Origin of the sequence: Haloferax sp. Atlit-4N (assembly GCF_003383025.1) — an archaeon.
GTDB lineage: Archaea > Halobacteriota > Halobacteria > Halobacteriales > Haloferacaceae > Haloferax > Haloferax gibbonsii.
Genome location: NZ_PSYY01000001.1, coordinates 1544977 through 1569365, shown reverse-complemented (window position 1 = coordinate 1569365; position 24389 = coordinate 1544977). Strand labels below are relative to the sequence as shown.

At 67.8% G+C, this 24389-nt stretch carries 20 protein-coding genes; 11 read left to right on the top strand and 9 right to left on the bottom strand.

What is annotated here, in order from left to right:
- The first annotated feature begins 81 nt into the window (after nt 1-81).
- The 7 genes from C5C07_RS08165 to dhaM all read left to right on the top strand — a co-directional run bounded on the left by C5C07_RS08165 (nt 82) and on the right by dhaM (nt 8463).
- Nucleotides 82-1485: a DUF4397 domain-containing protein gene (locus tag C5C07_RS08165; protein ID WP_115804858.1), complete on the top strand. Its 1404-nt coding sequence runs from the start codon at nt 82-84 to the stop codon at nt 1483-1485.
- A 130-nt stretch (nt 1486-1615) separates the two neighbouring features.
- Nucleotides 1616-1921, top strand: coding sequence for a hypothetical protein (locus C5C07_RS08160; protein ID WP_008093441.1), 306 nt, complete (start codon nt 1616-1618; stop codon nt 1919-1921).
- 26 nt (nt 1922-1947) lie between these two features.
- Nucleotides 1948-2550, top strand: coding sequence for a hypothetical protein (locus C5C07_RS08155; protein ID WP_115804857.1), 603 nt, complete (start codon nt 1948-1950; stop codon nt 2548-2550).
- Nucleotides 2551-2965: 415 nt separating this feature from the next.
- Entirely contained in the window at nt 2966-6097 is a 3132-nt protein-coding gene (ileS, locus tag C5C07_RS08150) for an isoleucine--tRNA ligase (RefSeq protein ID WP_115804856.1), read from the top strand.
- A 171-nt stretch (nt 6098-6268) separates the two neighbouring features.
- Nucleotides 6269-7267, top strand: a complete 999-nt coding sequence (dhaK, locus tag C5C07_RS08145; RefSeq protein WP_004976917.1) for a dihydroxyacetone kinase subunit DhaK — start codon at nt 6269-6271, stop codon at nt 7265-7267.
- Between the two features lie 114 nt (nt 7268-7381).
- Nucleotides 7382-8080, top strand: a complete 699-nt coding sequence (dhaL, locus tag C5C07_RS08140; RefSeq protein WP_115804855.1) for a dihydroxyacetone kinase subunit DhaL — start codon at nt 7382-7384, stop codon at nt 8078-8080.
- Nucleotides 8077-8463, top strand: a complete 387-nt coding sequence (gene dhaM / locus C5C07_RS08135; RefSeq protein WP_004976921.1) for a dihydroxyacetone kinase phosphoryl donor subunit DhaM — start codon at nt 8077-8079, stop codon at nt 8461-8463. Before dhaL ends, dhaM begins: the two co-directional genes overlap by 4 nt.
- Nucleotides 8464-8551: 88 nt before the next feature.
- Here dhaM and ptsH1 read toward each other — a convergent pair whose 3' ends face one another.
- The 6 genes from ptsH1 to glpA all read right to left on the bottom strand — a co-directional run bounded on the left by ptsH1 (nt 8552) and on the right by glpA (nt 16243).
- On the bottom strand, nt 8552-8827 hold the full coding sequence (gene ptsH1 / locus C5C07_RS08130) for a phosphocarrier protein HPr (RefSeq protein ID WP_004976923.1): 276 nt from the start codon (nt 8825-8827) through the stop codon (nt 8552-8554).
- A 99-nt stretch (nt 8828-8926) separates the two neighbouring features.
- Nucleotides 8927-9997 carry a hypothetical protein gene (locus C5C07_RS08125; protein ID WP_049905200.1) on the bottom strand — a complete coding sequence of 357 codons (1071 nt, stop codon included), beginning with the start codon at nt 9995-9997 and terminating at the stop codon, nt 8927-8929.
- A gap of 3 nt (nt 9998-10000) precedes the next feature.
- The gene (gene glpK / locus C5C07_RS08120) at nt 10001-11533 is read right to left on the bottom strand and encodes a glycerol kinase GlpK (protein ID WP_050459082.1); all 1533 of its coding nucleotides are present in this window, start codon (nt 11531-11533) and stop codon (nt 10001-10003) included.
- A gap of 363 nt (nt 11534-11896) precedes the next feature.
- Entirely contained in the window at nt 11897-13207 is a 1311-nt protein-coding gene (locus tag C5C07_RS08115; protein WP_004976926.1) for an anaerobic glycerol-3-phosphate dehydrogenase subunit C, read from the bottom strand.
- A complete protein-coding gene (glpB, locus tag C5C07_RS08110) occupies nt 13204-14472 on the bottom strand; it encodes a glycerol-3-phosphate dehydrogenase subunit GlpB (RefSeq protein WP_115804952.1) in 1269 nt (422 codons plus the stop codon). The genes C5C07_RS08115 and glpB overlap by 4 nt, the downstream gene beginning before the upstream one ends.
- Nucleotides 14459-16243: an anaerobic glycerol-3-phosphate dehydrogenase subunit GlpA gene (gene glpA / locus C5C07_RS08105; RefSeq protein WP_004976931.1), complete on the bottom strand. Its 1785-nt coding sequence runs from the start codon at nt 16241-16243 to the stop codon at nt 14459-14461. The genes glpB and glpA overlap by 14 nt, the downstream gene beginning before the upstream one ends.
- A 355-nt stretch (nt 16244-16598) precedes the next feature.
- Here glpA and C5C07_RS08100 point away from each other — a divergent pair, with 355 nt between their 5' ends.
- Both C5C07_RS08100 and C5C07_RS08095 read left to right on the top strand, forming a co-directional pair.
- Entirely contained in the window at nt 16599-17801 is a 1203-nt protein-coding gene (locus C5C07_RS08100; protein WP_004976933.1) for a Cdc6/Cdc18 family protein, read from the top strand.
- Between the two features lie 127 nt (nt 17802-17928).
- The gene (locus C5C07_RS08095) at nt 17929-18609 is read left to right on the top strand and encodes a phosphoglycolate phosphatase (protein ID WP_004976934.1); all 681 of its coding nucleotides are present in this window, start codon (nt 17929-17931) and stop codon (nt 18607-18609) included.
- A 36-nt stretch (nt 18610-18645) separates the two neighbouring features.
- Here C5C07_RS08095 and C5C07_RS08090 read toward each other — a convergent pair whose 3' ends face one another.
- On the bottom strand, nt 18646-18834 hold the full coding sequence (locus tag C5C07_RS08090) for an HEWD family protein (RefSeq protein ID WP_049905201.1): 189 nt from the start codon (nt 18832-18834) through the stop codon (nt 18646-18648).
- A gap of 187 nt (nt 18835-19021) precedes the next feature.
- On the opposite strand from C5C07_RS08090, the gene C5C07_RS08085 reads away from it, so the two are divergent.
- Both C5C07_RS08085 and C5C07_RS08080 read left to right on the top strand, forming a co-directional pair.
- Complete coding sequence (locus tag C5C07_RS08085; protein ID WP_115804854.1) at nt 19022-19576, top strand: class I SAM-dependent methyltransferase; 555 nt, start codon at nt 19022-19024, stop codon at nt 19574-19576.
- 172 nt (nt 19577-19748) lie between these two features.
- The gene (locus C5C07_RS08080; protein ID WP_115804853.1) at nt 19749-19904 is read left to right on the top strand and encodes a rubrerythrin-like domain-containing protein; all 156 of its coding nucleotides are present in this window, start codon (nt 19749-19751) and stop codon (nt 19902-19904) included.
- Nucleotides 19905-20006: 102 nt separating this feature from the next.
- On the opposite strand, the gene C5C07_RS08075 is transcribed toward C5C07_RS08080, so the two are convergent.
- Nucleotides 20007-20975 (bottom strand): DUF368 domain-containing protein, encoded by a 969-nt coding sequence (locus C5C07_RS08075; protein ID WP_004976937.1) that lies wholly within the window; start codon nt 20973-20975, stop codon nt 20007-20009.
- Nucleotides 20976-21098: 123 nt separating this feature from the next.
- Nucleotides 21099-24233: an oligosaccharyl transferase, archaeosortase A system-associated gene (locus tag C5C07_RS08070; RefSeq protein ID WP_115804852.1), complete on the bottom strand. Its 3135-nt coding sequence runs from the start codon at nt 24231-24233 to the stop codon at nt 21099-21101.
- Nucleotides 24234-24389 lie beyond the last annotated feature (156 nt).

Sequence of the window (24389 nt, the reverse complement as noted above, 5' to 3'; positions counted from 1 at the left end):
GAAGGACATATTTCTGGAAGCATTGTGGCTGAATTTGGGAAAACGGTGATATTCCAATCGCCGCTCTCATCTCTCGTCACTATGACGAACATGAAACGCCGCGACGTACTCCGTGGATTCGGTGGCGTCGCCATCGCGGGCGGGCTCGCAGGTTGTATGGGCGGCGGCGGGACCGACGACGAGACGGAGACGACCACGACGGCGACTCCGACTCCCACCCCGACACCGACGCCGGAACCCGAGACGGCGATGCTCCGCGTCGCCCACCTCTCTCCCGACGCGCCGAACGTCGACGTGTACGTCGACGGCTCGGTAGCCCTCTCTGACGTGCCGTTCGGCGCGGTCAGCGACTACCTCTCGGTTCCCGTCGGGACCCGGACGGTGAAAGTCACCGCCGCCGGCGACGAGTCCACGGTCGCTTTCGAGGGCGACCTCGACGTCGCCGAGGCGACCTACACCGTCGCCGCGGTCGGCGAACTCACCGAGGAGACGTTCGAACCGCTCGTCCTCGAAGACGACGTGTCGCTCCCGGACGACGACACGGCCCGGGTCCGCGTGGTCCACGCCTCGCCCGATGCCCCCGCGGTCGACGTGACCGCCGGCGACACGGTGCTCTTCGACGGCGTGTCGTTCACCCAGTCCGGCAGCGTCGAGGTGCCGGCCGACACCTACGCGCTCCAGGTCAGGGGCGACACGGAGTCGAACGACGGCGACGCGGTCGCGGAGTTCGACGTCGAACTCGGCGGCGGCACCGTCTACACGGTGTTCGCGGCGGGCTACCTGACGCCCGACGACGAGCCGACCGACGAGGCGTTCCGGCCCGTCGCGGTCGTCGACGCCGGGTCCGGCGGCGGCGGGCTCGTCCAGCGCGACGTGTCCCTCCGCGCCGCGCACCTCTCGCCGGACGCGCCGAACGTCGACGTGCTCGTCGACGGCGCGGTCGCGCTCTCGGACGTGCCGTTCGGCGCGGTCAGCGACTACCTCGCGCTGACCGCCGGGTCCCACCAGGTGACGATTCGCGCGACCGACGCGCCCGACACGGTCGTCTTCGACGAGACGCTCGACCTCGCGGCCGGCGCGTACACCGCCGCGGCGCTCGGCGAACTCGACTCGGCGGCCGAGAACGGCTTCGCCGTCACCCTCCTCGAAGACGACCGCTCGGCCCCCGCTGACGACGCGGCCCGCGTCCGGGTGCTACACGCCTCGCCGGACGCGCCCGCGGTCGACGTGACCGTCGCGGGCTCCGGGGACGCTCTCGTCGACGGCGCGGCCTTCGGCGACGCCGCGACCGTCGAGGTCCCCGCCGGGGACTACACGCTCCAGATTCGGGGCGACACGGAGTCGAACGACGGCGACGTGGTCGCCGAGTTCGACGTCACCGTCGAGGGCGGTCGCGCGTACACCGCCATCGCGCTCGGCTACCTGACGCCCGACGACGAGCCGGCGGACGCCGCGTTCGACCTCAGCGTCGTCGCGGACAACTGACCCGGAGCGAGCCGCCCACCCGCCCTGCCGTCGCCCCCGCTCCGACGCCGGTTTCGAGCGAACCACCTCCCGAACGAATGACGCCGATGCGAACCCGACGACGTGAACCGCCTCGCGCCCAGCGGCGGCCATGAGCGTCTTGGTCGACGCCGCGCGGTTCGCGCTCGGCGCGAGCGCGGTGTTCCTCGTCGTCCTGCTCGGAATCTGGGGGCGGAACTACCTGCTGTTCCGGTCGAAACACGCGCTCGGCCTCGTCGTCTTCGGCGTCTTTCTGCTCGCGCAGAGCCTCTTCGCGCTGTACTACTACCTCGTGGACCCGACGCTGTCGGTCTGGTTCGCCACCGCCGTTCCCGCCGCGGCGTGGCGGGTGCTGATGGGCGTCCACGTCCTCCAGGCGGTGGCGCTGGCGGTCCTCCTGTGGATTACGTGGGATTAAACCGATAGCCGCCGTCAGCGTCGGACATGCACCGCCGAGCCCTCCTTTCGAGCGCTGCCGCGCTCTCGCTGGCGGGCCTCTCGGGCTGTCTCGCCGACGCCCGACGGACCGCGAGCGGTCGAATCCGCGCCGACACCGGCCACTCGAAACTCCACCCGGCAGACGAGCAGTACGTGAACGGGTCGTTCCCCGACGACGCCGACTTCCGCGGGTGGCTGTTCGCCGACCCGCCGGACGACCAGACGGACGTGTTCACCGACCGCGCGATGCAGGGGCAGTACTCGAACGACCTGCTGTGGGCCGAAGGCGACTCGTTCGTCCTGCTGTTCGAGGTCCGAATGCCCCGCGAGGACGCCGCGTTCTACAACGCCGCGGGGTCCCCGTCGTGGACCGGCTGGCGCGACGCCGACCTCCCGATTCGGCGGTCGCCGCCGTCAGACCTCGAACCGTTCGACGCGGACACGCTCGTCTGCACTCACCTCTCGAAGTTCGACGTGGCGAGGGGTGCCGCGCCGACGAACGCCACGCTCCGGATGTTCGAGCGCGACGACGAGTCCGGGACCACGCACGGGTCGGCGGTCGAGTCGGTCGTCGCGACCCACCGCGTCGGTCGCTGGTCGGACCGATAGCGTCGATGCCGGCGTCGATGTCGGTGTCGTCACCGGAGTAAGCGTTATGCCGCTTCCGAGACTTCGTTCGGATAGCATGCGACGACACCGGAGCCTCTCTCGCTCACCCGCGGTCGGCCAGTCCCGACCGTCGGTCGTCGCTCCGTCGCTCATTATTGCGGGGCAGTAGCCTCGCACACTCCTCATCCTCGACTTCCGTCCGTATCGACCTCCGAGCGACTGCAGTCCCTCCCGGTGTGACACACCGGAACTCCCATGGAGCGACACACGCACCACACCCGACAGGCGTATCGACAGCGACCAACAGACCGCCGACAGCGGAGGGTCTCCCGTGTCTGAGTCGGACCCGCCGGAACGCCCGACCGACGCGGACCAGACCCGCCGTTTTGATATATATCCGCGAGAAGGACGGGGTATGGAAGACATCGCAGACCAGTACACGCCGTCGGACGTGGAGTCCGTCGTCGGCGAGTACTGGGACGAGAACGACGCGTACGAGGCGACGAAGGAGGCACACGCCGACGACCCGTCGTTCTTCTTCGTCGACGGCCCGCCGTACACGTCCGGCCAGATGCACCTCGGCACGGCGTGGAACAAGACGCTGAAGGACGCCGTCATTCGGCACAAGCGCATGACGGGGCATCAGGTCACGGACCGCCCCGGCTACGACATGCACGGCCTCCCCATCGAGGTCAAAGTCGAAGAGGAACTCGGCTTCACCTCGAAGCGCGACATCGAGGAGTTCGGCATGGAGCAGTTCATCCAGAAGTGCAAGGAGTTCGCCGTCCGCAACCGCGAGGCGATGGACGAGGACTTCCAGTCCATCGGCGCGTGGATGGACTGGGACAACCCCTATCAGACGCTCTCGCCCGAGTACATGGAGTCCGCGTGGTGGGCCTTCTCGAAGGTCGCCGAGAACGGACTGGTCGAACAGGGCAAGCGCAGCGTCAACTACTGCCCGCGCTGTCAGACCGCCATCGCGGCAAACGAGGTCGAGTACGACGAAATCACCTCGCCGTCCATCTACGTCAAGTTCCCCCTGAAGGGCCGCGAGGGCAACCTCGTCATCTGGACGACGACGCCGTGGACCATCCCCGCCAACACGTTCGTCGCCGTCGACGGCGAGATGACGTACCAGGAGGTCCGCGCCGAGAAGGACGGCGAGAGCGAGGTGCTCTACCTCGCCGAGCCCTGCGTCGAGGAGGTCCTGAAGAAGGGCCGCTACGAGGACTACGAGGTCCTCTCGGAGGTCACGGGCGAGGAGATGGTCGGCTGGGAGTACGACCACCCGCTCGACGGCGTGGTCGCCGAGTACGCCGACTTCGAGGGCGCGGGACAGGTGTACACCGCCGACTACGTCGAGGCCGACCGCACGGGCCTCGTCCACTCCGCTCCCGGTCACGGTCAGGAAGACTTCGCCCGCGGGCAGGAACTCGGCTTGGACGTGTTCGTCCCCGTCGACGACAAAGGCGAGTTCACGGAGCAGGGCGGCGACTACGCGGGAACCTTCGTCCGCGACGCCAACCCCGAAGTCATCGAGGACCTCGACGAGCTCGGCCACCTGCTCCACGCCGGCGAGCACGACCACCGCTACGGCCACTGTTGGCGCTGTGACACGGACATCATCTTCCTCGCCACCGACCAGTGGTTCATCACGGTCACGGACGTGAAAGAACAGCTTCTCGACAACATCGAGGAGTCCGAGTGGCACCCGCAGTGGGCCCGCGACAACCGCTTCCGCGACTTCGTGAGCGACGCGCCCGACTGGAACGTCTCCCGACAGCGCTACTGGGGCATCCCGCTTCCCATCTGGGTCCCGCAGGACGCCGACGCCGAGGGCGCACAGGAGATGATTGTCGTCGGCACCCGCGAGGAACTCGCAGAGCGCGCCGACCAGGACGTCGACCCCGAGACGGTGGACCTCCACCGGCCCTCGGTCGACCCCATCACCATCACCGAAGACGGCGTGACCTACGAGCGCGTTCCCGACGTGTTCGACGTGTGGATAGACTCCTCGGTCGCCACGTGGGGCACGCTCGACTTCCCCGGCGAGACCGAGGCCTACGACGAGCTGTGGCCCGCCGACCTCATCATCGAGGCGCACGACCAGACCCGCGGGTGGTTCTGGTCGCAACTCGGCATGGGCACCGCCGCGACCGGCGAGTCGCCGTACAAGGAGGTCATCATGCACGGCTTCGCCAACGACAAGGACGGCCGCAAGATGTCGAAGTCCGTCGGCAACATTGTGACGCCCGAGGAGGCCATCGACCGCGCCGGCCGCGACCCGCTTCGCGCCTATCTCCTCAGCCACGACCAGCAGGGCGTGGACCTCTCGTTCGAGTGGGACGGCCTCGCCGACACCCAGTCGACGCTCAACATCTTCTGGAACGTCTTCCGGTTCCCGCTTCCGTACATGGACCTCGACGGCTACGACCCCGCCGAGGCCGACCTCTCGGAGGGCGAACTCACCGTCGTCGACGAGTGGGTGCTCTCGCGGCTCCAGACCGTCGAAGCCGAGATGGCGGACGCGTGGGACGACTACGAGGTCTCCACCGCGCTCAACACGCTTCTGGACTTCATCACGCAGGACGTCTCGCGCTTCTACGTGAAGGCCATCCGCGAGCGCATGTGGGACGAGGAGGACTCGGCGTCGAAGCTCGGCGCGTACGCCACGCTCTCGACGGTGCTCTCGGAGTCCATCCGGCTCATCGCGCCCTACGCGCCCTACATGGCCGAACGGATGTACCAGCGGCTCGACGGCTCGGAGACGACCGTCCACATGCTGTCGTACCCCGAGGCCGACGAGGAGCGCCGCGACGAGGAACTCGAAGCCAACATGGCCGTCCTCCGCGACGTGGAGGAGGCCGCGGCGCACGCCCGCCAGCTCGGCGGTCGCAAGCTCCGCTGGCCCGTCTCGCGCATCGTCGTCGAGTCCGAGGACGCCGAGGTCGCCGACGCGGTCGGAGCCCTCTCGGACCTCCTCGCGGAGCGCGTGAACACCCGCGACGTGCAGGTCGTCGAGGGCTTCGACGAGCTCGTCGAGACCGCGGAGCCGCAGATGAGCGTCATCGGGCCGGAGTTCGGCGCTGACGCCCAGAAAATCATGGAGGCCGTCGAGGGCCTCTCGCGCGCCGAAGTCGAGTCCGGCGTCGAGGTCGACGGCGAGACGTACGACCTCACAGACGAGATGGTCTCGTACCGCGCCGAACCCCCGGAACACGTCACCGGAGCCGACTTCGAGGGCGGCACGGTCTACGTCGACACCGAACTCACCGACGACATCGAGTCCGAGGGCTACGCCCGCGACGTCATCCGCCGCATCCAGGAGATGCGCAAACAGCTCGACCTCGACGTCGAGGCCGAAATCGACGTGTCGCTCGCGGTCGACGACGACCGCGTCGCCGGCTTCGTCGAGGAGAACCGCGACCTCATCGCCGAGGAGGTCCGCGCCCGCGAACTCGACCTCGGAAGCGCCGACGGCGAGACGGTCGAGACGTGGGACGTCGAGGACGTGTCCGTGACCATCGCGGTCACGCAGCTCGACTGAGGCGGCCCCGCGCGGTCCCCGGTCGCTGGCGGCGGTCGGCCGTCACTCGGTCGCCGCGCCCACCTCCCGCAAAATAGCGGGTGACGTGCCTCGATTTTCGCAGACGACGCCGGCTTCGACTTCCGGCTGACCAACACTTTTGGCCTCATCGACCGTGATGGACTGTGAGTCATGAAGAAACTCATCAACGAACCCGGAGCGGTCGTAGACGAGATGCTCGACGGGATGGTGGCGGCGCACCCCGAACTCCGCCGGCTCGACGGCACGAACGTCCTCGTCCGCGGCGACGCGCCGGTCGATGGGAAGGTCGCGGTCGTCTCCGGCGGCGGGTCGGGCCACGAGCCGACGCACGCGGGCTATCTCGGCGAGGGGATGCTCGACGGCGCGGCGGCGGGTGAGGTGTTCACCTCGCCGACGGCCGACCAGTTGAACGAGATGATTCAGGCCACGGACGCGGGCGAGGGCGTCCTCTGCGTCGTCAAGAACTACGAGGGGGACGTGATGAACTTCGACACCGCGGCCGAGATGGCCGCCATGGAGGGCGTCGAGGTCGAGCAGGTCGTCGTCAACGACGACGTGGCCGTCGAGGACTCGCTGTACACGTCCGGTCGTCGCGGCGTCGCGGGCACCATCTTCGTCCACAAGTGCGCGGGCGCGAAGGCCGCCGCGGGCGGCGACCTCGAAGCGGTCACAGCCGTCGCCGAGAAGGTCGTCGACAACGTGCGCACGATGGGGATGGCGCTCACCTCCTGTGTCACGCCGGAGAAGGGCGAACCGACGTTCGACCTCGGCGAGGACGAAATCGAACTCGGCATCGGCATCCACGGCGAGCCGGGCACCGAGCGCGCCGACATCATGAGCGCCGACGAGATAACCGAGCACCTGACCGAGAACGTCCTCGACGACCTCGAACTCGACGAGGGCGAGGAGGTCGTGACGATGGTCAACGGCATGGGCGGCACGCCGCTGTCGGAGCTGTACATCGTCAACCGCAAGCTCCAGTCCATCCTCGACGACCGCGGCATCGAGACGTGGGACGCGTGGGTCGGCGACTACATGACCTCGCTCGACATGATGGGTTGTTCGGTCTCCGTACTCCGCGTCGACGACGAACTGAAGGAACTGCTCGGCGCGCCCGCGGAGACGCCCGGCCTGACCGTCACCGAGTAAGCGGCGACGCTCGCCGAGCACGTTCGGGGGCGACTCCCGACGCGTCCACCGATTTTTCGCGGCAGAACAGTCCCGCGGGACAAGGGATTAACGACAGGCCGACGAAGGACAGCCATGGCTGACGCAGAGACACAACGCGAAGCGGTGCTGGACGCGCTCGACAACGTCGCCGAGCGCCTCGCCGAGGAGAAGGAGTACCTCACGGACCTCGACTCCGCCATCGGCGACGCCGACCACGGCGCGAACATGGAGCGCGGCTTCGGCAAGGCCGCCGACAAGCGCGGGGAGTTCGCCGAGATGGAGCCGAACGAGGTCGTCAAGAACGTCGGGACGACGCTCATCTCGAACGTCGGCGGGGCCTCCGGTCCCCTCTACGGCGGCTCTATCATGTTCGCCAGTCAGGAACTCGAAGGCGGCATCACCGCCGAGACGTCGGTGGCGTTCGCCGAGGCGTACCTCGACAAGGTCAAGGACCGCGGCGGCGCGCAGGTCGGCGCGAAGACGATGGTCGACGCGCTCGTCCCCGCCGTCCACACCTACAAGAAGTCCATCGAGCAGGACGACCTCCCGCCGCTCGAAGCCCTCGCTAAAGCCGTCGACGCGGCCGAGCGCGGCGTCGCCTTCACGGTCCCCATCAAGGCGCTGAAGGGCCGCGCGTCGTTCCTCGACTGGCGCTCGGTCGGCCATCAGGACCCCGGCGCGACGAGTACGCTGTTCATCCTCGAAGAGCTGCTTGAGACGGCCGAGGAGTACCTCGACGGCGAGGTCGACCGCGACGCTCGGGCCGAAGACGCTGTCGGGAGAGCGGAATGATTGGCCTCGTCGTCGTCTCGCACAGCGCGAAGGCCGCTGAGGGAATCGCCGAGGTCGCCGCGCAGATGGGCGGCGGCAACGCCCGCATCGTTCCCGCCGGCGGCGACGAGGACGGCATCGGAACCTCGCCGGACCGCATCCGCGAGGGCATCGAGGAGGCCGACGACGGCGACGGCGTCGTCGTCCTCGTGGACCTCGGCAGCGCCGTGATGAACGCGGAACTCGCCATCGAGATGGCGACGGATTCCGAGGCGGTCATCGCCGACGCGCCGATTCTGGAGGGGACGCTCAACGCGGCCGTCGAGACGACGAGCAAGAAGGCGACGCTCGACTCGGTCGTCGAGCGCGCCGAGGACGCCCGCGACTACCGAAAGCTGAACTGAGCGACCGTCTGGCGACCCGGCCGCAGCCGGCGACGCGTGCCGAGAAGAGACACCGCCGCGGGGCGCGGCGGACCCGGACCGGGGTTTCCTATTCTTCGTCGCCGGCTTCGGGCGTCGAGAGCACTGCTTCGAGGGCGTCGAGCGCCGCTTCCGCGTCGTCGCCCTCCGCGACGAGGCGAATCTCCTCGCCGTGACCGACGCCGAGGCCGGTGACCGCGAGCATACTGGCGGCGGGGACGAGGTCGTCCTCGTCGGCGCGGCCGAGTTGCACGTCGGCGTCGAAGGAGTTCGCGGTCTCGACGAACTGCGAGGCGGGACGAGCGTGGAGGCCGTCTTTCGGGACGACAGCGACGATGCGTTCCATACGTTCGGTATCGACCGGGGAGCGTTATCGCTACCGGTTGCGGAACGCGGCGAAGAAAAATCGTGAACGACGTGTGCGGGGCCGGAGGCGTCCGGGCTGTTAGGGACCGAGTCCGAGGTACGCCGAGTTGGGGATAGCCCCGAGCAGGAACAGCACGCCGATGATGAGCGAGTAGATGGTAATCGACATCGCCGGCGGGTCCACGTGGGTCCCGGAGTGGGCGTACGCGACACGCTGGGTGACTTCGCCGAGCAGCGCGCCGATGAGACCACCGACCGCGGCGGCGACGATGATGAGCGGTTCGCTCCCGCCGACCATCGGCGCGGCGACGGCTCCGAACGCCGACCCACCGAGGGTGATGTGGTGGGTGACGGGAATCTTCTCGACGCCGAGGTTCAAGAACAGCAGGCTGGCCGCGGAGATACCGTAGGCGAGGAAGAAGCTCTCCGTGATGAGCCACGTCCAGCCGCCGAGGATACCGGCTCCGAGACCGATGACGACGATGTTGACCCACTTGTACTGGTGGGGAAGCCACGGTTCGGTCGCGGGCCGACCGCTGCCGTCGCCGCGCATCGTTCCCTTCTCGAACGGCGACATGTCGAGGAGGCCGCTACCGGCGGGCGAGCCGATGAGCGGGTAGCCGAAGGCGATGCGCGCGATGAACGCCGTCGTCATGACGGACAGCGCGACGCTGTCGAGCGGGAGGCCGATACCGCCGGCGACGCGGGAGATGAGGAGCCCGAGGACGCCGAACAGACCCCCGACGGCGAGGATGTCGGGCTGCGTGCCGAACGCGTACGTGATGTCCTTACCGAAGTGGTAGCCGCCCTCGCTGGGGTTCATGTCCGCGTACCGCTTGCCCGCGTAGGCGCTGGCGGCGACGCCGCCGGCGAAGGCGATGTGCGGGCCGACGAACGGGCCGAACCCGATGCTGCCGGTGATACCCGTGCCGAGTTCGCCGGCGGTGATGAGGTCGGCACCTTCGAACTGTCGGATGACGATGCCAGCCGTCTCGCCGAGCAGCACGACGAAGCCGGTGAAGATGAACGACGGCAGTGCGCCGATGGCCGCGCCGAACATCCCGCCCGCGAACGCCGCGAGCAGGAGGACGACGAACCGCTCGGCGCTGACGCCGATGACCGGAATCTGGAGTGCGAATGCTTCGAACACGAGTTACTCCTCCCGTGCCCAGTCGAGCGAGCGGTCGACGGCCTCTTTCCAGCGGCCGTAGCGCGCTTCGACGTTCTGTGGGTCTTTCGGGGCGAACTCGCGGTCGACCTGCCAGTTCTCGCGGAGTTCGTCGAGCGTCTCCCAGTAGCCGACGGCGAGGCCGGCGGCGTAGGCCGCGCCCAGCGCGGTCGTCTCGTCGACCTGTGGGCGGACGATCTCCGTGTCGAGGATGTTCGACTGGAGCTGGCAGAGGAAGTTGTTCTTGACCGCGCCGCCGTCGACGCGGAGGCTGGAGAGGTCGATGTCGCTGTCGGACTCCATCGCCTCGGCCACGTCGCGCGTCTGGAACGCGATGGACTCGAGCGTCGCGCGGACGATGTGCTCGCGGCGGGTGCCGCGGGTCATACCGACGATGGTGCCGCGGGCGCGCTGGTCCCAGTGGGGAGCGCCGAGGCCCGTGAACGCGGGGACGAAGTAGACGCCGTCGGTGGACTCGACCGACCGAGCGAGCTTCTCGGACTCGGCGGCGTTGTCGATGAGCGTCATGTCTTCGAGCCACTCGATCGCCGCGCCGGTGATGAAGATGGAGCCTTCGAGGGCGTACTGGACCGGTTCACCGGAGCGCTGGAAGCCGACGGTGGTGAGGAGGCCGTGTTCGGACATGACGGCCTCGTCGCCGGTGTTCATCAGCATGAACGAGCCGGTGCCGTAGGTGTTCTTCGCGTCGCCGGCGTCGAAACAGGTCTGGCCGAACAGCGCGGCCTGCTGGTCGCCGAGCGCGCCGGCGACGGGGACTTCCGCGCCGAGGAAGCCGTCCGCGTCGGTCTCGCCGTAGTGGTCGTCGTCGGACGACGGGCGGACCTCGGGGAGGAGTTCGCGGGGGACGTTGAACTCGTCGAGGAGTTCGTCGTCCCACTCCATGTCGTGGATGTTGAACAGCATGGTCCGCGACGCGTTCGTCACGTCCGTGATGTGGTTCCCCGTCAGATTGTAGATGAGCCACGTGTCGATGGTCCCGAAGGCGAGTTCGCCGTCGGCAGCGCGGTCTCGGATATCTTCGGGTCGGGAGCGCTGGAGCTTGATGGGGTCGGAGTTGTCCAGCAGCCACTCGGCTTTCGTCGCGGAGAAGTACGCGTCGGGTTCGAGACCCGTCTTCGCGCGCACGTCGTCGGTCTTGCCGTCCGCCTCGAGCGTCTCGATGCGGTCGGTCGTTCGACGGTCCTGCCAGACGATGGCGTTGTGAATCGGCTGTCCGGTCTCACGGTCCCAGATGAGCGTCGTCTCGCGCTGGTTCGTGATACCGATGGCTTCCAACTGCTCGGCGTCGAGTCCGGCGCTTCCGAGCGCCTCGTCGATGACCTTCTTCGTGTTGTCCCAAATCTCGTTCGCGTCGTGTTCGACCCAACCGGGCTCTGGGTAGATCTGTTCGTGCTTCTCGTAGGCGTTGGCGACCACCTTGCCGTCGTGGTCGAACACCATGAACCGCGTGCCTGTGGTACCCTGGTCGATGGCACCGACGTAAGTTTCTCCTGACATTTCTAACCAACCTCGATACGAACTCTCGGTGTGAGAGTCCTACCACTACAAACGTGTACAAATTATATGATAAATGTTTCTTTACTACTGCCTCGCATATTGTGGAGAGCAAAATCACTCTATAGGGACTGAAACGCCAGAATACGGCGTCTACTATTTCACACGGGCACTATTTCACCCGTTTTAATCGAGGACAGAATCGGGCGGACAAAACGGACGATTCGGTCGAACGACGGACAAATCCGGCGATTAATGAGCAACAATCACCGGAAAGTCGCCGTCGAATCGTCGCGCGCGCCGAGCGCGACGGCGTTCGAGTGGTCCGGCGCTCGAACGAAGTCGTTCGTCAACCGTGCGCGCGTGTCAGACCAGCGCCTCTTCGAGGAGCTGGAGCGGGTGTTTGATGTCGTAGCCCGTTCCGTGCTCCATCTGCATCGAACAGGTGGGACATTCGGTCATGCCGACGTCCCCCTGGGCGTGCTCCATGTGGTCGAACATGTCCGCGCCGATCTGCATCGACTTGTCGTACTTCTCTTCCTTCCAGCCGTAGGTGCCGGAGATGCCGGAACAGGAGTCGCCCACGTCCTCGATGTCGACGCCGTCGAGCTGGCGGAACAGCTCGACCGCCTGCCGGTCGAGCCCCTGATTGCGGCCGTGACACGGCGCGTGGTACGCGAACGACTGGTCCTCGACGGACGCTTCTCGAACCTCACTTTCGAGGTCCTCGTGGATGCGCAGGTACTCGAGCGCCTCGTAGGTGTGCGCCGAGAGGTCCTCGATGCCGTCGATGTCGAACAGTTCGGGGTACTCCTGGCGGAGCGACATCGAACAGGAGGTACACGACGCGATGATGTCGTAGCCCTCGGGGATGAGCCCCGCGAAGTTCTCGACGTTGATGCCGGCGGCGCGCTTTGCGTCGTCGAGCATGCCGTTCGCGAACATCGGCGTCCCCGAACAGCGCTGTTTGGGGACGACGACCTCGTAGCCGAACGACTCGAAGAGGCGGACCATCGCCTTGCCCACCTCGGGCGTGTTGTAGTTGGAGTAACAGCCGTGGAAGTAGGCGACGCGCTTCTCCTCGGAGCGGACCTGCGGGCCGCCGCGTTCGTTCCACCACTCGCGGAACGTCTGGGTGGCGAACTCGGGGAAGTCGCGCTCGGCCGTGATGCCGAGCACCTTCTCGTTTATCCGCTGGACGACCGAGTTGCCCATGACGGCGTTCGCCAGCCGGGGGAACATGCTGCCCAACTGGGCGAGCGTGCCGTAGTTGGCGAGGATGCGGTTGCGGATGTACTCCCGCGAGAGCTTGTCCATCTCCTCGTCGACGTACTCGCCGCGGGCCGTGTTGTGCATCTGGCTGAGCGGGACGCCCGAGGGACAGGCGTCGTCACAGCGCATGCAGTTCGAACACGACATGATGGAGTCGTCGACGGCCTCGTCTTCCTTGCGCTTGAGCCGCCACTGCTCCGGGCCCTGGAACTTCGGCCCGGGGAACTCGTCGTCGACTTCCGCGACCGGGCAGGACACGTCGCAGGCGGTGCACTTGTAGCAGTTGTCCGCGCCCGGTCGGAGGTCCATGTCGGTGCTGTCGGGGAACACCTCGACGGCCTCGAAGTCGTCTGTCTGTGCGTCGGGAGTCAGCGTCGGGTTGCCTGGGGATTCTGCGTCACTCATCTGGTTGCCTCCTCGCCCGCGAGTCGGCCGGCGACGGCACCCGTCGCCAAGGAGACGCCGCTCGCGGATTTCTCGCGCGCCACGTCGGCACCGCCGACGACGCCGCCCGCGGCGCGCAGGTTCTCGAAGTGCGGTTCGCCGTCTTCGCCGGTCGGTCGGAGTCCGTCGTCGGGGACGACGCCGAAGCGTGCGAACGCGTGGTCGCCGAACGCCTCGGGTTCGGACCAGTCGTAGCGGTCCTCGGGGTGCGGGACGTGACAGCCGAAGACGGGCTCAGTGACCGATTCTCGGTCGGAGTCGAGGCCCTTGCCGACGAGGCCGCCCGTCGCGAGAACGACCTGGTCGGCCGAGTAGGGCGTCGGTCGGCTCTTCTGGTCGACGACGACCGTCTCGACGCGGCCGTCTTCGGCCTCGAAGTCGACCGCCGGGTTGCCCGCCGAGATTCGGACGCCCGCCTCGTCGAGCGCGTCGAACAGCATGTCTTCGAGCTTGAGCCCGAGCAGGCTCGGCGGGCCGGTCGGCACCTCGAAGACGGGGACGCCGAGGCGGTCCGAAAGCTCCGCGCGGACCTCCTCGTCGTGGTCGTCGCCGAGCATCGCCGGGAAGCCGACGCGCGACTCGCCGTCCAGTTCCTCGGCGACCGTGTCGGCGAGGGCCGAGCGAACCGTGCCGCCGTCGACGTCCTCGTCGCGGTCGAGCGCCTTGGCGAACCGCGTCACCTTCGCGTCGGCGCGGAACCGCTTGGGGAACTCGACGGTGACGCCGCGGGGCGAAAACGGCACGCCGGCGGCCGTCAGGTGGTCGGCCGCGACGGGCGCGTCGAAGTCCGTGAGGCCCGCGAAGCCGACCAGAAGCATGTCGCCGGAGGTGCTGGCGAGACCGGGCGCGACCGACTCGGGGTAGCGCGCGGTCGGCTTCACCGCGCCGCCGTGAGTCATCACGAGCGCGTTCGAGTCGGTGTGGCCGCCGCGGTAGGCGTCGCCGACCGCCTCGTCGAAGATGCGGAGGCCGGCGCGGACGCCGTCCTCGCCGACGACGTGGTAGGGGTGTCCCTCCGGGAGCGCGTCGAGACCGGCGTAGGGGTCCGAGAGGGGACCGTCGCCGCCGGCGTAGCCGAGCACGTCGACGAGGCCGCTGGCCTGCCGGAGCGTGCTCTTCTTGTGGGCGAGCAGGCGCACGCGAGCGCCCGTCTCCGCGGCCGAGAGCGCGGCCGTGCAGGCGGCGATGCCGCCGCCGATGACGAGCACGTCGTCAGTTATCGCCATCGGCACCTCCGAGCGCGTCGTCGTCCGCGCGGTCGGTTCGCTCGCGGCCGCCGTCCGCGACCGCCCCGCCGGACGCGACGCCCGAGGCGTCGCCCTCCGAGGCACCGCCGTCGTCGAAGGCGGCGAAGTCGATGTCGGCGTCGGCCGCCGCGGGGTCCTCGTCGCGGTTCATCGTCGCCGCGTGGAGCATGTGCTTCAGCGCGGTCTGTGAGAGCTGCGTGCCCCACATGGCGTGGCGCTCGCCCTTCCAGCGCTCCTGGTAGAGGTCGTCGAGGGACGCGCGAATGGTCTCCTCGTCGTACTCGGGGGCGAGTTCGTTCGCCATCCGGTGACAGCAAATCGCGCCCTGACAGTTGCCCATCGAGGCGCGCGTCTGGATGCGCACGGAGTTGAGTTCCGTACCCGCGGTGTCGAGAGAGTCCTGAATCTCGGCGCGGGTGACGGCCTCGCACTCGCAGACGACCGGGTTGGGGTCGACGCTGTTGAGCACCTCGTCGGCGCGCGAGCCGAGTCGCTGGGCCGACCGGCGGCCGATGGGCGACCGCAGGCCGAAGTCGTCCATGTAGTCGCGGAGGACGGTGAAGTCCTCGCTGCCCGGCAGCGGCACGTCGGCGGTGCGGCACTCGGCCTCCACGTCGAGCTTCTCGCAGACGTGGTCCGAAATCTGCTCGGCCATCATCCGGTAGGTTGTGAGCTTGCCGCCGACGATGCTCGTCATGCCCGGCAGGTCGTCGCGGTCGTCGTGGTCGAGCAGGAAGAACTCGCGGGTGATGTCCGTCGGGTCCTCCGTGCCGGTGCCCGGCGGCTCGTACAGCGGACGGACGCCCCAGAAGGAGCGTATCGTCCGCGCCTCGGCCAGCATGGGCACGAGCTCCGACAGCGTCTCTATCATCAGGTCGACCTCCCAGCCCTCCTCGGGGTAGTCCTCCGGGTCCTCGACCTCCTCGTCGGTCGTCCCGAGGATGCACGTCGTCTCGTGCGGGACGATGATGTCGGCGTCGCCCTTCGGCCGACAGCGGTTGACGACCGTGTCGACCTGCCGGGTGTTCATGATGGTCATGACGCCCTTCGACGGGCGGACTTCCACGTCGACGCCGGCGAGGTCACCGATTTGGCCGGCCCACGCGCCCGTCGCGTTGACGACGTAGTCGGCGCGGATTTCCTCGACTTCTCCGGGTTCGCCGTGGACGTAGGGCCCGGTGCCGGTCTGGTGGGTGACCTCGACGCCGACGACCTCGCCGTCCTCGACGAGCACGTCCGTGACCTCCGAGTGCGTCTCGATGCGCGCGCCGTGTTCGACGGCGCTCGCGGCGTTCGCCACGCAGAGACGGAACGGGTCGACCGCGCCGTCCGGCACCTTGATGGCGCGCTTGATGTCCTTCGCGAGGTACGGTTCTATCTCGCGCGCCTCCTCGGCTGACAGCACCTCGGCGGGGATGCCGCACTCGCGACAGCCCTCTAACTTCTTCTCGAAGTACTCGTCGGAGTCCTCGGGGCGCTGGACGAACAGTCCCCCCGTCATCTCGACGCAGTGGCCGGCGATTCGCCGCAGGACCCGGTTTTCCTCGATACACTCCTTGGCGGACGGCTGGTCCGACACCGCGTACCGGCCCCCGCTGTGGAGGAGTCCGTGCATCCGCCCCGTCGTCCCGTGTGTGAGATTCCCCTTCTCGACGAGGGTCACGTCCAGCCCGCGCATCGCGAGGTCGCGCGCGATGCCCGTGCCGGTCGACCCCCCGCCAATGACGAGGACGCTCGGCGATTTTTTCATCTGTCTTTCGTGAGGTAGGACCGACGGCACTTTATTTTACCTTCACTCGTCTCGCGCCCCGTTCGTCTCACGGAACGGACCACTTCGGCGGCCGGATTGCCATCGTACTGGCCGTAGAATACCGTAGCTCGGCGTTTCTACGCCTATTCGAAACGACGGTAATAATTCAAAATTATTGTTCTTATTAGTTACGTCCGGTATGGAATCTCCGCCGGCAACGAACCTCTCAACTGGCTTTGAAGCGCCCCGGACGGCCGATTTCCGTGTTTCATGTTCTCACTTCTCAGGGATGATGTCGGTAGTGGTCGATTTTTACGCGTGCGCCGGATACCGTCTGCCACGGACTTTCCACGCCATGCGCCTCGAAGACAGAATCACCAGGCGACGCCGCCGCGGCGGGACGAGACGTCGGCTCGTCCGGGACCTGAACGCGCTCGACCCGACGGCCCACCCCGAGGAGCCGACCGGCCGCGGGCCGACGCTCGAACGCATCCTCGACCACCTCGACCCGGTGTTCGACGGCGACCTGCCGTCCGACGCCCACGTCCACGGGCCGAAGGGAGCCGGGAAGTCGGCGGTCGTCGCGACGCTCTTCGAGCACCTCTCCAGCGCGCTCCCCTCCCAGCGGTCGGTCATCCACACCGCCACGCGCACCGCCGCCACGCCGACGACCTCCTTCGCCTACGTCGACTCCCGCGACGCCTCGACCGAGTTCGCGCTCCTCCACGCGGCGCTCGACGCGCTCTGCGAGGAGCCGGTGCCGTCGCAGGGCGTCGGCGTCGAGGCGCTCCGCGAGCGACTCACAGACCGTGTCGCCCACGACGAACACGCGGTCGTCGCCGTCGACCACGTCGGCGAGCCTGAGACCTACCCCGCGGCGACGGCGGTGGAGACGCTCTCGTCGGTATCGCCACACGTCTCGGTGCTCACGGTCGGCCGCGACCCTCGAAGCGACGCGAGCGAGCGCGACGACGGGGACGGGGCGACCGACGCCACCGACGCGGCGTCCATCGCGGTGCCGGCCTACGAGCGCCACAGCCTCGTGGACATCCTCGTCGCGCGCGCCTCGGACGGCGTCACCCGCAACGCGCTCCCGCACGAGGCGACGCGCGAGGTGGCCGAGTGGGCCGACGGCGACGCCCACGACGCGCTCTCGGCGCTCTACGGGGCGGCGACGCTCGCCGCCGCCGACGGCGCGGACGCCCTCGACACCGAGTACGTCTGCGCCGGCATCGACGCCGTCCCCGACGACGGCTGTTCGCTCGGCCGCGTGTTCGCGCTCCCCGAGAGCCGCCGGCGCGTCCTCCGGGCGTTCGTCGCGCTCGACGACGAGGCGACGGCCTCCGTCTCGGCGGCGACCGAGAACATCGCCGCGTCCCCGCGGGTGTCGCTGTCGCCCGCGACCATCCGGCGCGTCCTCTACGAGCTTTCGGACCTCGGCATCGTCCGCCGCGTCTCGGACTGCGACTCCACCGACGGGCCGGGTCGGCCGGCGACGCGGCCCATCCCGAACTTCTCGACGCTGGCGTTCCGCGGACTGGACGACGCCGAACGCTGAGCCGCGGGGGGCGACCTGCGAGAACGAGACCTGCGTGACCCGCGAGAGCGACGACCCGCCCGGGCCGTCCTGCGGCGCGCTTCTCCCCGACCGCTGAATCTTTTTCCCCCGTCTCCCAACTCCGGGTATGGTTCCGCCGCTCGTACTCGACATCGACGGGACGCTCACCGACGCGCAGGGCCGCCTCGACTCGCGCGCGTTCGAGGTGCTCCCGACGTGGGACGCGCCCGTCATCCTCGCCACCGGCAAGGCGTTTCCCTACCCGGTCTCGCTGTGTCACTACCTCGGCCTCCCGCAGACCGTCATCGCGGAGAACGGCGGGGTCGTCCTCGCCGACGGCGAGGTGACGTTCACCGGCGACCGCGAGGCCGCGCAGGCCGCCGCCGACGAGTTCGTCGCGCGCGGCGGCGACCTCGGATGGGACGCCGCAGACACCGCGAACCGCTGGCGCGAGACCGAGATAATCGCCCGTCTCGACGCCGACGAGGCGCTCCTCCGGGAGGTCGCCGACGAGTTCGACCTCGAAGTCATCGACACCGGCTACGCGTACCACATCAAGACCCCGGGCGTGGAGAAGGGCGTCGGCCTCGAACGCGTCTGCGAGACGATGGGCTACGACCCGGCGGAGTTCGTCGCCGTCGGCGACAGCGTCAACGACGCCTCGACGTTCCGCGTCGCCGGTCGGTCGTTCGCCGTCGCCAACGCGGACGACGTGGCCAAGGAAGCCGCCGACACGGTGCTCGAACAGTCGTACATGGACGGCACGCTCTCGGTGCTCGAATCGCTCCGGGAAGAAGACGCGGCGTAGCGCGTAGCCGCCGACCGCGCGCAGTTCGTCGGCGTCTCAGGCCGGCTCTTCGAAGGGAGCGAAGCGGCCGTTGATGTCCCACTCGTGGATGCAGTAGGGGCTTCCGACCCGTTTTTCGCCGTCCTCTTCGGCGACGACCCACGTCGCGGCGTCGTCGTCCCAGCGTTCCACCCGACCGCAGCGCTCGCAGACGCGTCGCGTCGGTCGTCGAAGTTGGGGTTCCATACGTGTGAGACTGACTGCCGGGCAAAAAAGCCCATCGCCGTCGGCAGTTTCGCGGTCGCACGGCCGACCGTCCCGACTGTCCGACTCCTCGCCGCCGGAGCGAACTAACCGGGGCGGTTGTGTGCGAGTCGAACACGCGTCTTCCGGAACCGATGGGACTTACGGGTCGGGACGCGGAGTGGTTCGCATGGGCTTTCACACCTTCGACGCCGACAGGGCGGCGAAACTCGACGACCCCGCGCGGTTCCGATTCGTCTCCCGAGAGGAACTGCTCTCGCACCTCGGCGTCGCTCCCGACCGGGTCGTCGCCGACCTCGGCAGCGGTACCGGCTTTTTCACCGACGAGGTCGCTCCCCACGTCGGCACGCTCTACGCCGTGGACGTACAGGAGGTCATGCACGACTACTACCGCGAGAAGGGCGCGCCCGACAACGTCGAGTTCGTCACGGCCGACGTGGCGTCCCTCCCGTTCGACGACGACCACCTCGACGCCGCGTTCTCGACGATGACCTACCACGAGTTCGCCACCGACGACGCGCTCGCCGAACTCGCCCGCGTCGTCCGCCCCGGCGGCACCGTGGTCGTGGTCGATTGGTCCACATCCGGTTCGGGCGAGGACGGGCCGCCGCTCGACGAGCGCTTCGGTCTCGGCGACGCCATCGACGCGCTCGAATCGGTCGGCTTCACCGTCGCTCACGGAGAAACGAGACGCGAGACCTTCGTCTGCGTCGCCCGGCGCTGACGCGACCGACAGGGCGGAAGCGAAAATCCCTCACAGGAATTGGAATGTGTGAGTCTGTGTGGTTGATGTAGTTTCCACTCACACACCAATTCGGTGTTGAATATTAACATGCTAGAGTAATTTGGTGAATATCAGGACAACGCTTACCACGAAAACTGTGGTAATTGGTGTCATGGCATTGCATAACTCAGTCATCGACGACTATCACCCGACAGAGGGGTACTACGAGTGTCGTTCCTGTCGCACGCGAACGGTCAGTGCGTCTCACCTGTCGGAATGCCCCGACTGCGGCGGGTCGGTTCGTAACATCGCCGTCGCCCGCGAGTGAGATTCGCCGCCGCCCGCGCGAGTCCGTGAGCGCATCGAGTCCGAACAGACAGCCGACTTCCTTCTCACCGGGTCGCCGTGGCCGCCCGCCACGACGGCCCGCTCAGGATTCGATGATGCCCGTGTACCGGTCGACAAGTAGGACGACCGCCGCGCCGACGACCGCGGCCACGGCGAACGCGGCGTAGAGCTCGGTCGACCACGACCGACCCGCGTCGACGAGCGCGTTGGTGCTCTCGACGACGGGAGCGCGGAGCGCCCCGACGATGAGACTCACGAGGAACGCCAGCGTCGCCCGGCGGTGGTGTTCGAGCGCCCAGCGGACGACGTGCGCGATGCTGAACAGGCCGACGACCGCCCCGAGCATGAACGTGATGACGACCGTTCCCGGTTCGACGATGACCGACAGCGACGCGCCGCCGGCGATGTCGATGAGGCGGTCGATGAACGTGTTGAGCGCCGCGTTCATGTACTCGTACTGGCCGAGAATCAACAGGAGAAGCGACCCCGAGACGCCGGGGAGAATCATGGCGCTGACGGCGATGCCGCCGGCGACCGCAATCGCCGGGAGCGAGTGCCCGAACGCGCCGCCGCTCCCGCCGGAGGCGACGAAGGCGAGGACGAACCCGGCGACGGCGGCCGCGATTTGTCGCGGGCCGTCGAGCGAGACCTGCGCGTACAGGACGACCGCCGACGCGGCGATGAGCCCGAAGAAGAAGCCGTAGGTGGGGACCGGTGCGTCGTTGAGCGCGATGTGTAGCACGCGCATCACGGTCACGATGGCGGTGGCGATACCCGCGCCGAGCGCGAGCAGGAAGCCGACATCGACCTCGCGCATCGCCGCGATTGCGTCGGCCCGGCGTCCCGGGACGACGACGCCGAGAGCGCGCTTGATGCGGCCGGGCGTGATGGCCGTCACCGCGCTGATGAGCCGTTCGTAGATGCCCGTGATGAGCGCGATGGTGCCGCCCGAGACGCCCGGAACGGCGTCGGCGGCACCCATACAGACGCCCTTCAGGTAGATGAGAAGCCACGAGAAACGGGATGTCGCCCCGTCTGAGTTCCTCGACATTTCGTTGTCGGATGCTCTCTCGGGAAGGATATCAGTCCACCGCTCTGTCGGTCGGCGGCGAGAAGAGAAACGCGTCGAAACGGCGGTCTGAAACCGGGCGACTGCCCGGCCCGGCTCGAAACCTTACGCGGCGACCGAAACCGCGCTGGCGTCGACTGACGCCGAGGTCGATGCCGACTCGTTCGTCTGCGAGTCGTCTGAATCGGAGTTCTCAGTCAGGTTGAACTCCTGTTCGTTCCGTTCGAGAGTGACCTGCACGGTTCCGTCTTCGGCACCGTTGACGAGGCCTTCCTCGACGGCGACGTTCTGCGCCTGGTAGCTGACGATGGTGTTGTTCCCGGCGAAGGTCGTCGGCCCGGTGAACGTGTAGTCGCCCGTCGCGCGGACGTCGACGTTCGTGTAGCCGTTGTCCGGACCGTACTCGTCGTAGCCGGTCGTGGAGTACGGGAGCGTCATCGTGAACTCACCGTCGGCGTCGGTCTGCGCCTGTTGCGTGTAGGTGAAGTTCGTGCCCGTGGTCTGGTCGCGCATCTGGACGCGGGCGGTCACCGTCGTGTTGGCCGGGGCACCGCTGCCTTCGACCGTCGCGCCGGGGACGCGCTCGAACGTCTTGACCCACGAGGGGTTGTTGGGAACGAGCGCCTGCGCTTGGATGCCGTAGGTGTTGCCCGCCCGGATGAACGAGTTCTGGTAGGACCCCGAACGGAGCGCCGAGTTGTTTGAGGACTTCACGAGGCGGTAGTGTTCGAGGGCGGCGACGCGTTCCTCGGGGAACGTGCCGATGCCGCCGATCTGCGAGGTCGGGTCGTTCGCGACGTACTCCTCGGCGGCGGTCATGTTGTCGAACACTCTGACCGCCTGCCCGTCGGACGGCGTCACCTTGAACGTGGTTTCGCCGTCGGCGGACGTTCGTTCTTCCCAGTCGACGACGATGGGCGACGCCTCACGGGCGCTGCCGTGGTACGCGTAGAGCCGGACCATCAGGCTCTCGTAGTACCGCTGGTCTTTGAGGCTCGACACGGCGGCGACTCTCGTCTGTCCCTCCTGCTCTTGCAGGCGGTACATCGTACTGTAGAAGTCGGACGTGGAGACGTTCGACTCGTCGTAGAAGACGGTCGGCGCACCGAACTTCGAGTCGGTCGAGGCCATCTGCCAGTCGACCATGACGTAGCGGGTCTCGTTACCCTCCTCGCTCATGTCGGCGAGGACGTCGGAGGCCTGCTCCTCGTTCGGCGCGAGGAGGAAGTTCGCGGCCTCGGTCGCGCCCTGCTGGAACGGGTTAGCGTTCGGGATGCGCTCGCCGAGGACCGTTATCCAGTGCCCGTAGTCCCACCACGACATGACGCCGTACGTTCCCTCGGCGTAGTCGAAGTCGTCGGTCCGTTCGTAAGTTCCGTAGTAGTCCATCTCGTTGGATGCGCCGCCGAACTGCCCCTCTTCGGGCGTGCTGTTCTGCATCCACTCGAAGCTGTCCTGCCACTGCGTCACCGTGCCCGGTCCGGTCTGGGACGACTGGAGGGCGTTGCTGCTGGTGCCGGCGTTGCCGAGCTGAATCGGCACGACGAGCACCGGGGTGAGGACGAGAAGCAGGGCGACGGCGACGACGGCGACCGTCCCGTACGACACGTCGTCGAGGCGGTCGGTGCCGGCGAGGTCGATGATACCGAGCGAGAGAATCTCGCGGAGGAGGTACGCGTTCATCACCGCGACCACGACCGCGAGGTAGTAGTTGAAGCGGACCTGCGTGAAGGCGGCCGAGGTGATGATGGCCGCCCAGACGAGGACGAACAGGTGTTCGCTCTCGTAGTCGGCCTGCAGCACCGCGCCGACGATGAGGGCGCTCGCGATGGCGAGGCTGACGAGCGAGGATTCGAGGCCGAGGAGCCCGCCGATGCCGGCCGGGATGGCCGGAATCAGGAAGATAACGCCGAAGGCGGCGAGGCTGCCGGCGACGTAGCCGATCTTCCGAGTGTCGCCGTCGCGGACGAGCGGCTTGCCGACGAGCCAGATGGCACCGACGAGGCCGGTGAAGAACGTGAAGCCGTACTCGGACATGATGCGCTCGGTCGCGGTCATGCCGCTGTTCTGCAGGACGCTCGCGGCGATGAAGGGCTGTGCCTCGCCGATGGTGCGCGTCGCCGCACCGGCGCTGAAGCCGACGGTGCGGAGGAAGTTGACGCTCACCTGGCGGAAGGCGTCGGGGAGGACGACGGCCGTGCCGATGACGGCGACGAGGCCGAGGGCGGCGACCGCGACGGGGTAGCCGCGGTCGTCGATGTCGTTAGACTCCCACCACCGGGCCAGCGCAGCGAGGAACACCGCGCCCGCGCCGATACCGAAGGCGAACACGGGGTGGAGGAGACTGAAGTTCGTCACGCTGAACGAGAAGTCGGTCAGCGGGACGAACATCAGGAGGCCGGTGACGAGCATCGAGACCGCACCGACAAACGCGACGTGTTCCGGGGACTGTCCGCCGACGTAGTCGGCGACCATCTGGAGGACCAGGTACAGGCCGAAGATACCGACCAGAAGGACGCCCGGCGGCCACGCCCACATGTAGAGCGCCATGCCCACGCCGGCGAGCGCGGACCAGATGAGGGTGGAGCGGAGGGCGTCGAAGTCACGGGCGGCGACGAGTTCCCAGACGGGCTTCTCGCGGTTCGCCACGGTGAGGGCGATCATGATGGCGACGACCGCGAAGCCCTGGAAGAACGGCTCGGCGATGTTGTGGTCGGCGAAGCCGACGAGGCCGCGCTGGAGGAACGTCCCGGGGAGCAAAGCGAGGATGACGACCCCGAAGATGCCGCCGAGGCGACCCCCGAGACGACGGCCGATGAGGAACGTCGGAATGGCCACGAGCGCCCCGAAGACGGCCGGCGCGACAAGCAGCGTCTTGGCCACGAGGTCGGCCGACGGACTGCCGAGGCCGACGACGAGGGCGGCCGTCGCGATAATCTGGTCGTAAACCGTCCCGAACTGGCCGACGCTCGTCCCGAACGGGAAGTAGGTCCACGGGTCGAACGGCATCGTCGACGGCCAGTTCTGGACGGAGTACGTCACCTCTCGGAGGTGATACCAGGCGTCGTTTCCGGAGAAGAGGACATCACCGTCCCTGATAAAGTTACTATACGACCGAAGACGGACGGCCAACATGGCGACCAGTATCACGAGGAGGGCGGGGACGTGATACCAGTCTTTGGCGAGGTCGAGGACCGACTTCGAGTCGGGGCCCTCGATGCGCTCTGTGTCTGCGCTCATCGCTTCGATGGACTGGGAAAACCCGCATAAGCCTTATGACTCGGTTTCATCGGCGAGACGGGCTCGCTCCCGTCGAGACCCGATTCAGCGTGGTTTTGCGGCCGTCAGGTCGCAGTTTCGCGGCCGATCGAGCGCCGACCCGCGCGAACGACACTC

Excerpts from the sequence above, each read along its gene's own strand:
- C5C07_RS08165 (WP_115804858.1), top strand. The coding sequence starts at position 82 with ATGACGAACATGAAACGCCGCGACGTACTCCGTGGATTCGGTGGCGTC.
- C5C07_RS08160 (WP_008093441.1), top strand. The coding sequence starts at position 1,616 with ATGAGCGTCTTGGTCGACGCCGCGCGGTTCGCGCTCGGCGCGAGCGCG.
- C5C07_RS08155 (WP_115804857.1), top strand. The coding sequence starts at position 1,948 with ATGCACCGCCGAGCCCTCCTTTCGAGCGCTGCCGCGCTCTCGCTGGCG.
- ileS (WP_115804856.1), top strand. The coding sequence starts at position 2,966 with ATGGAAGACATCGCAGACCAGTACACGCCGTCGGACGTGGAGTCCGTC.
- dhaK (WP_004976917.1), top strand. The coding sequence starts at position 6,269 with ATGAAGAAACTCATCAACGAACCCGGAGCGGTCGTAGACGAGATGCTC.
- dhaL (WP_115804855.1), top strand. The coding sequence starts at position 7,382 with ATGGCTGACGCAGAGACACAACGCGAAGCGGTGCTGGACGCGCTCGAC.
- dhaM (WP_004976921.1), top strand. The coding sequence starts at position 8,077 with ATGATTGGCCTCGTCGTCGTCTCGCACAGCGCGAAGGCCGCTGAGGGA.
- ptsH1 (WP_004976923.1), bottom strand. The coding sequence starts at position 8,827 with ATGGAACGCATCGTCGCTGTCGTCCCGAAAGACGGCCTCCACGCTCGT.
- glpK (WP_050459082.1), bottom strand. The coding sequence starts at position 11,533 with ATGTCAGGAGAAACTTACGTCGGTGCCATCGACCAGGGTACCACAGGC.
- C5C07_RS08115 (WP_004976926.1), bottom strand. The coding sequence starts at position 13,207 with ATGAGTGACGCAGAATCCCCAGGCAACCCGACGCTGACTCCCGACGCA.
- glpB (WP_115804952.1), bottom strand. The coding sequence starts at position 14,472 with ATGGCGATAACTGACGACGTGCTCGTCATCGGCGGCGGCATCGCCGCC.
- glpA (WP_004976931.1), bottom strand. The coding sequence starts at position 16,243 with ATGAAAAAATCGCCGAGCGTCCTCGTCATTGGCGGGGGGTCGACCGGC.
- C5C07_RS08100 (WP_004976933.1), top strand. The coding sequence starts at position 16,599 with ATGCGCCTCGAAGACAGAATCACCAGGCGACGCCGCCGCGGCGGGACG.
- C5C07_RS08095 (WP_004976934.1), top strand. The coding sequence starts at position 17,929 with ATGGTTCCGCCGCTCGTACTCGACATCGACGGGACGCTCACCGACGCG.
- C5C07_RS08090 (WP_049905201.1), bottom strand. The coding sequence starts at position 18,834 with ATGGAACCCCAACTTCGACGACCGACGCGACGCGTCTGCGAGCGCTGC.
- C5C07_RS08085 (WP_115804854.1), top strand. The coding sequence starts at position 19,022 with ATGGGCTTTCACACCTTCGACGCCGACAGGGCGGCGAAACTCGACGAC.
- C5C07_RS08080 (WP_115804853.1), top strand. The coding sequence starts at position 19,749 with ATGGCATTGCATAACTCAGTCATCGACGACTATCACCCGACAGAGGGG.
- C5C07_RS08075 (WP_004976937.1), bottom strand. The coding sequence starts at position 20,975 with ATGTCGAGGAACTCAGACGGGGCGACATCCCGTTTCTCGTGGCTTCTC.
- C5C07_RS08070 (WP_115804852.1), bottom strand. The coding sequence starts at position 24,233 with ATGAGCGCAGACACAGAGCGCATCGAGGGCCCCGACTCGAAGTCGGTC.